Raw genomic sequence first — 6,154 nt, 5'->3', positions numbered from 1 at the left:
CCCTCATTCCCTCCCCTCAAGGGGGAGGGAGGCGCAGGAACCGCCGATTCCAATAAAGCCTGACACGCTCTAGCGGCGCAGCGCTTCGATGAAGGCGGCGAGCGCTGCCGGCTTCTGGTGGCGGCTGGGGTAGTAGAGGTGGAAGCCGGGGAACGGCAGGCACCATTCCTCCAGCACGCGGATGAGCCGGCCGCTTTTGATGTGCTCGGCGGCATGGTCCTCGAAAACATAGGCGAGGCCCTGCCCTTCGAGAGCGCAGCCGAGCAGAATGTCGCCGTCGTTGACGACGAGCGAGCCCTCGACCCGCACGTCGAACGGCTGGCCGTTTTCGTGGAACCGCCAGCGAAGGTACCCGCCGGCGGTCGCCAGGCGATAGTTCATGCAGTCATGCCGGTCGAGGTCACGGGGTGAGCGTGGCGGCGGGTTGCGGGCAAAGTATTCGGGGGTCGCGACGACCGCCGCGCGCGCCTGCGGGCCGATGGGCACGGCGATCATGTCCTTTTCCAGCGATGCGCCGACGCGCAGCCCTGCGTCGAATCGCTCGGCGACGATGTCGACCAGGGCATCGTCGACATTGAGCTCGAGCGAGACCCGGGGATGTTCGGCGCGGAACCTGCCGAGCCTCGGCAGCACGAGGGACGTCGCGGCGTGCTTGACCATGGTGATGCGCAGGTTCCCCGAGACCTCGCCGCCCGTATCGCGCAAGGCCTGCAATTCTGCCCCGATGGTGTCGAAGGTGGGGCGCAGGGTCTCAAGCAGGCGCTGGCCGGCCTCCGTGGTGCCGACGCTGCGCGTCGTGCGCGCCAGGAGCCTTAGGCCGAGCCGGTTCTCCAGCATCTTGATCGCGTGGCTCAGGGCCGGCTGCGACATGCCGAGGCGCGCCGCGGCCCTGGTGAAGCTGCGCTCCTCGGCCACGGCGACAAAGGCGGCGAGGTCGGTCAGGTCTTCCCGCTTCATTCATCCACCATATGGATAAGCCTAAGCCGTTTTTATCGTCTAATCGACAGAATGCCCAGCGCCTATCTCGATCCGGCGGCCGCACCGGCCGTCGAGGAAAGGATTTGGGAAATGGCTGGAAACTTCAAGCCCGTCGCCGTCGTCACCGGAGCATCTTCGGGTATCGGCGCGGGTTATGCCCGGCGGCTCGCCGCGCGCGGATATGACCTGGCGCTGGTCGCCCGGCGCGTCGAGCGGCTGGAGCTGCTCGCAAGGGAACTGGGTGAGGCGCACGGCACGCAGGTCGAGGTGATCGGCGCCGATCTCGGCCAGGAGGCGGATATCGCTCGTATCGAGCAGTGGCTGGCCGGCAATCCGGCCGTGACGATGCTCGTCAACAATGCCGGCACCTCGCGCATGGGAGGCACGGGCGCGCTCACCGACGCCGACGTCGCCGCGATGCTCACCATCAACGTCACGGCGCTGACGCGCCTGACGCGCGCGGTGCTGCCGGGATTCGTCGCGCGCAACGAAGGCGCGGTCGTCAACATCGCCTCGGCGCTCGCGCTGCATTCGCTTCCGCTCGTTTCGATCTATTCCGGCACCAAGGCCTATGTGCTCGGCTTCAGCCGCGGCCTGCAGGAGGAGGTGGCGGGCACGAACGTGCGGGTGCAGGTGGTGCTGCCCGCAGCGGTCGCAACCGAGATCTACGACGGCACCATCCTGCCGCTGGAGCAGCTTCCGCCGGAGATCGTGATGAGCGTCGACGACATGGTCGATGCGTCGCTTGCCGGGCTCGACCGGGGCGAGGGCATCACCCTGCCGTCGGTGGCGGACGGCGCGCTCTGGGATGCCTATGACGCGGCCCGCTTCGAGCTTTTCACCGCAACGCAAAACGGCACGCCCGCGGCGCGATACAAGTCCGGCCAGGCAGCTTAAGCCGCCGCGACCCGGATAACCTCCGGGGCGGGGCCATGGATCCGGCGCGAGCGCTCGTGGTAGGCGGCGAACTCGGTGGGGGGCAGGGGCTTGGCGAAGAGCCAGCCCTGGCCGAAATCGACGCCGCGGGCCTTCAGGTACTCGGCCTGTTCTGCCGTCTCGATGCCCTCGGCGACGGTGAAGAGGCCGAGCTCGCGCGCCATGTCGATGATGTGCAGCGTCACCGAGCTCGTGGCGGTGTCCTTGCCGACGGTGTCGATGAACGACTTGTCGATCTTGAGGGCGTCCATGGGCAGGCCCTCGAGGTATTGCAGGCTCGAATAGCCGGTGCCGAAATCGTCGATGGCGACGGAATGGCCGGCCTGCCGGGCGCGGGCCAGATTGACGCGCGCCGCCTCGATGTCGATGAAGCCGCGCTCGGTGGCTTCGAGCCAGAGCTGCTCGGGCCGGATGCCGGTGGGCGCGAGCTTTCGCGCGACGACGTCGAGGAAGCGGCCGGACGAGATGTCGGCGGCACTGAGGTTGACGGCGATGTGGAGCGTGCGGTCGGCCACGAGCGTCGAGCCGAGATCGGCGATGACCGCGTCGATCACCTGGTCGGTGATCGGCATGATGAGGCCGGTTTCCTCGGCCAGCGGAATGAAGAGGTCGGGGCGCACCAGGGTGCCGTCCGGCCGCCGCCAGCGCACCAGCGCCTCCGCGCCCACGCATATGCCCGTCGCTAGGGCGACGATCGGCTGGTAGTGGACGACGAACTCGCGGTTCTGCACGGCCAGCGCCAGCTCGGCGCGCGGCTCGAGGCGCTTGCGCGACAGCCAGACGACGATGCCGACGATGAAGGCGGCGATGAAGGCGCCGACGGGCAGGAGGAAGGCGAGCTCGTCCCTGAGCCCGGAGACGAGCCCGGAACTCGGGCGCGTGGCGACGGCGGCGAGGCCCTCGCCGCGCGCCACGGCGAAAACGGTGTCCCCAGCCATGCCTGCGCCGGTCTCGCCCAGGGGCGGCAGCACGCGCGGCAGGCCTTCGCCATTGACGGCATTGATCAGCGTGCCGCGCGCGTTGGTGAGGGCGATGGAGACGCCCTCGTCGGTCAGGATGTCGACGAAGCGCGCCGGCGAGACCAGCACGTTGTGATTGCCGAGGTGCAGCGCGGTGACGGTCGCGCCGCGGCTGACGGCCGGCGCGACGCGCAGGCTGACCTCCAGGCCGTCCGGCGTCACGTAGTCGATCCCGGCCTTGCCGACATCGCCTTCCGCCGGTCCCCACGAGGTGCAGCGCAGGACGCCGTCGTCGCCGAAATAGCCCATCTCCTCGACGGAAAGCGTATCGATGGTGAGCGTTCGCATGCGCGCGACGTGCTGGGGCGAGCAGGGCTCGAATGGCGTGGCGGCGATGGCGGTGAGGGCCGATCGCGCGTCCTCGAAGGTCGCTTGCGCGCGCGCCAGGGCCCGTTCGGCGAAAAGAGCGAGGGCGTCCTGCTCCTTCTGCAGCGCGATCGTCCAGGACATCCAGGCCATGGCAATGATGGGGATCGCCGCGCCGAGGAGACCCAGCGCCATGCCGGCCGCAACGATGCGGGAACGCCTCGCTTCCATCCCTACGGCCCCTTCGCGATCGCGGAACAATGCTGGACGTCTATGAAGAAATTGCTGTCGAAGACCGGAAGTATTTCGGGATTGTGCCGAGTCTTGCGAGCTCGTGGCGGCGAATACAGGGTGTCGATCTACACCGGCACAATACAACGGTGCCGCTGCCGGCTTGCCGTGCTTCTCGCTTCAGGTGCGGAACGTGCGGTCCCGCCCGCGCATTGCAAGCCAAGTCAAAGGAGTGAAAAATGCTCAACCTGCTCATCATTCTCGTCGTCATCGCCCTCATCGCCGGCGCGCTCGGGTTCACCGGCATCGCGGCGGGCGCTGCGACGCTCGCCAAGATCGTCTTCGCCCTGATGCTCATCGGCATCGTCATCCTGCTGATCCTGGCGTTCATGGGCGTTGCCGTCATATTCTAGCGTTTCAGGCAGCCAGTCGGAGACCCAAACCCCATGTGCCGCAACATCAAGCCGCTCTTCAACTTCGAGCCGCCCGCGACGCGCAACGAGATGCACGAGGCCGCCTTGCAGTTCGTGCGCAAGATCTCGGGCTACACGCATCCCTCCAAGGCCAACGAGGCCGCATTCCACGAGGCGGTCGAGGACGTGGAAAAAGCCGTGCGCAAGCTCCTCAAATCGCTCGAAACCACCGCGCCTCCGAGGGACCGCGAAGTGGTGGCCGCCAAGGCGCGCGAGCGGGCCAAGCTGCGTTACGGCACGGCTGCGGAGTAGCCCGTTACAGCGCTTTTCTTGCGGCTAACAGCCGCTAGAATGGCGCCATCATGGATGAAACTCCGCTCACGGCAGGTCCGTTCACGCTCTATCCCGGCCGGGAGTTGCGGCGGGAGGGACGCCTCCTGCCTGTCGGGCACAGGGCCCTGCTGGTGCTCGAGGGCATGTTGCGCGCCGGGGGAGGCGTGGTGAGCAAGGCGGACCTGATGACGTACGCCTGGCAGGGAGCGATCGTCGAAGAGGGCAACCTGACGGTCCAGATCTCTTCGCTGCGAAAGGAACTGGGGCTGCGTCCCGACGGCGGGGAATGGATCGTGACGGTGCCGCGCGTCGGCTACCGCTTCGCGGGCGATGCGCCGTCGGCCGGAAGGGCCGCAACCGAATCCGGGCGGCCGACGCTCGCCGTGTTGCCGTTCCTTAACCTCAGCGCCGATCCGGCGAACGATTACTTCGCCGACGGGCTGGTCGCCGACCTTATCACCGCGTTCAGCCGTTTCCGCACCTTTGCCGTGGTCTCGCGGACATCCTCGTTCGTTTACAAGAACCAGCCGGCCGATGCCCGCGACGTCGCCCGGCGCTTGGGCGTGCGTTACCTGCTCGAGGGCAGCGTGCGGCTGGCGGGCCCGCGTGTGCGCGTGACGACGCAGCTCATCGACGCGCTAACGGGGATGCACCTCTGGGCGACGAGCCTCGACGGCGACGTCGGGCAGATATTCGAGTTTCAGGACCGGGTGACGGAATCGGTGGTGGGGCTGGTCGAACCGCAGATCCGTCGGGTCGAGATCGAGCGGTCCCGGCGGAGGTGGCCGGAAAATCCCCTGGCCTATGACCATTTCCTCAGGGCGCTACCGCATTTTTACGGGCGCGCGCCGGAAGGTTATCGGACCGCGCTCGGTTATCTCGAGGAGGCCATAGCGCTTGAACCCGACTATGCCGTGGCGCTCGCCTACGCCTCCTGGTCTTATGCACGCTGGGGGACCGTGGCGCTCAAGCTGTTGGCGCCGGACGAAGCGTCAAGATGCATCGAACTCGCGCGGCAGGCCCTGCGCTTTGGGGATGACGATCCACTGGTCATGGCCATTTGCGGGCATTCGCTGCTGACCATCGGGCATATGCGCGCCGAAGGCCTTTCCCTGGTAGGGCGAGCGATGGAGGCCAACCCTAACAACGTTGTCGTCCTGATGATGGTCGGGATTTGCAATATGTTGGCAGGCGACCTGGAACTGACCGAACGGGCTTGCAGCAGAGGCTACGCGTTGAGTCCCGGTGGGCTCGAGGCGTCCGAGTGCCTTGCCATCACGGGCTTTTCCCACGTTCTTCGCGGCAACTATGAAGTGGCCATAGAATGGCTCGAGCGGTCGCAAAAGACACTTGCCGATTGGCCGCCGACCCACTGGATGCTGGCTGCGGCGCAAGCGCATACGGGCCAGATCGAAGTCGCGCAGCAGACAGTGGAAAGGCTGCTGGCCATCGCCCCCCACACCAGCCTGCGGGGGCTCGAAGTGATCGGAGATCGAATGGACGATCGCTTCCATCTGCTCCGCGACGGTCTGCGTCTTGCGGGCTTGCGCTAGTTTTTGCAACTTTTAGGAACCGCCTAAGGACCCCTTGCGGGGCATGCTGCACAGTTCCTCCACGCCGGTGATCGGTGACATGAGGAGGTACTGGAAGATGTATGATTGCCTGACGGACATCCGAGTGCGCATCGCCTACCCGCCGGAGCGCCGGTTTTCGCCCGCCGAGGAGGATGCCTACTACGCGCAGGCGGTCCGCTTCGAGCGCCCGTTCGTGCGGATGGCGAGCTCACGCGAGGGCAAAGGCATCGCTTCGTGGCTGGCTGCCATCAGCAGAATTATGCATGCGCTGGGCAACGGGCCGGCCCGTGCGGCGAGACTCTAGACTATGTCATGTATTGACGGAAGTACGAGCCGGAGGGCTCCCCTCCCCCTTGAGGGGAGG

General features: G+C 66.7%; 7 protein-coding genes. 5 read left to right on the top strand and 2 right to left on the bottom strand.

All coding sequences use genetic code 11. The features are described from left to right. Positions 1–69: 69 nt before the first annotated feature. Positions 70–957: a LysR substrate-binding domain-containing protein gene (locus VE25_RS00645; RefSeq protein ID WP_046106647.1), complete on the bottom strand. Its 888-nt coding sequence runs from the start codon at positions 955–957 to the stop codon at positions 70–72. 111 nt (positions 958–1,068) lie between these two features. On the opposite strand from VE25_RS00645, the gene VE25_RS00640 reads away from it, so the two are divergent. Continuing rightward, positions 1,069–1,875 (top strand): SDR family NAD(P)-dependent oxidoreductase, encoded by an 807-nt coding sequence (locus VE25_RS00640; protein ID WP_046106648.1) that lies wholly within the window; start codon positions 1,069–1,071, stop codon positions 1,873–1,875. Here the strand turns inward: VE25_RS00640 and VE25_RS00635 are convergent. Next, positions 1,872–3,470 carry an EAL domain-containing protein gene (locus VE25_RS00635; RefSeq protein ID WP_046106646.1) on the bottom strand — a complete coding sequence of 533 codons (1,599 nt, stop codon included), beginning with the start codon at positions 3,468–3,470 and terminating at the stop codon, positions 1,872–1,874. The two genes, VE25_RS00640 and VE25_RS00635, sit on opposite strands and share 4 nt — an antisense overlap. Positions 3,471–3,709: 239 nt before the next feature. Here VE25_RS00635 and VE25_RS22145 point away from each other — a divergent pair, with 239 nt between their 5' ends. The 4 genes from VE25_RS22145 to VE25_RS00615 are packed head-to-tail and all read left to right on the top strand — an operon-like array spanning position 3,710 to position 6,094. Then, complete coding sequence (locus tag VE25_RS22145; RefSeq protein WP_046106645.1) at positions 3,710–3,883, top strand: DUF1328 domain-containing protein; 174 nt, start codon at positions 3,710–3,712, stop codon at positions 3,881–3,883. 33 nt (positions 3,884–3,916) lie between these two features. Then, positions 3,917–4,195 (top strand): DUF2277 domain-containing protein, encoded by a 279-nt coding sequence (locus VE25_RS00625; RefSeq protein ID WP_046106644.1) that lies wholly within the window; start codon positions 3,917–3,919, stop codon positions 4,193–4,195. A 50-nt stretch (positions 4,196–4,245) separates the two neighbouring features. Further along, entirely contained in the window at positions 4,246–5,769 is a 1,524-nt protein-coding gene (locus tag VE25_RS00620) for a winged helix-turn-helix domain-containing tetratricopeptide repeat protein (protein ID WP_046106643.1), read from the top strand. A 43-nt stretch (positions 5,770–5,812) separates the two neighbouring features. Next, positions 5,813–6,094, top strand: coding sequence for a hypothetical protein (locus tag VE25_RS00615; RefSeq protein ID WP_046106642.1), 282 nt, complete (start codon positions 5,813–5,815; stop codon positions 6,092–6,094). Positions 6,095–6,154: the final 60 nt, after the last annotated feature.

This window comes from Devosia geojensis, from assembly GCF_000969415.1.
GTDB classification, from domain to species: Bacteria; Pseudomonadota; Alphaproteobacteria; order Rhizobiales; family Devosiaceae; genus Devosia; species Devosia geojensis.
The sequence above is the reverse complement of the archived record's forward strand: the minus strand, read 5'-3'. Positions and strand labels throughout refer to the sequence as shown.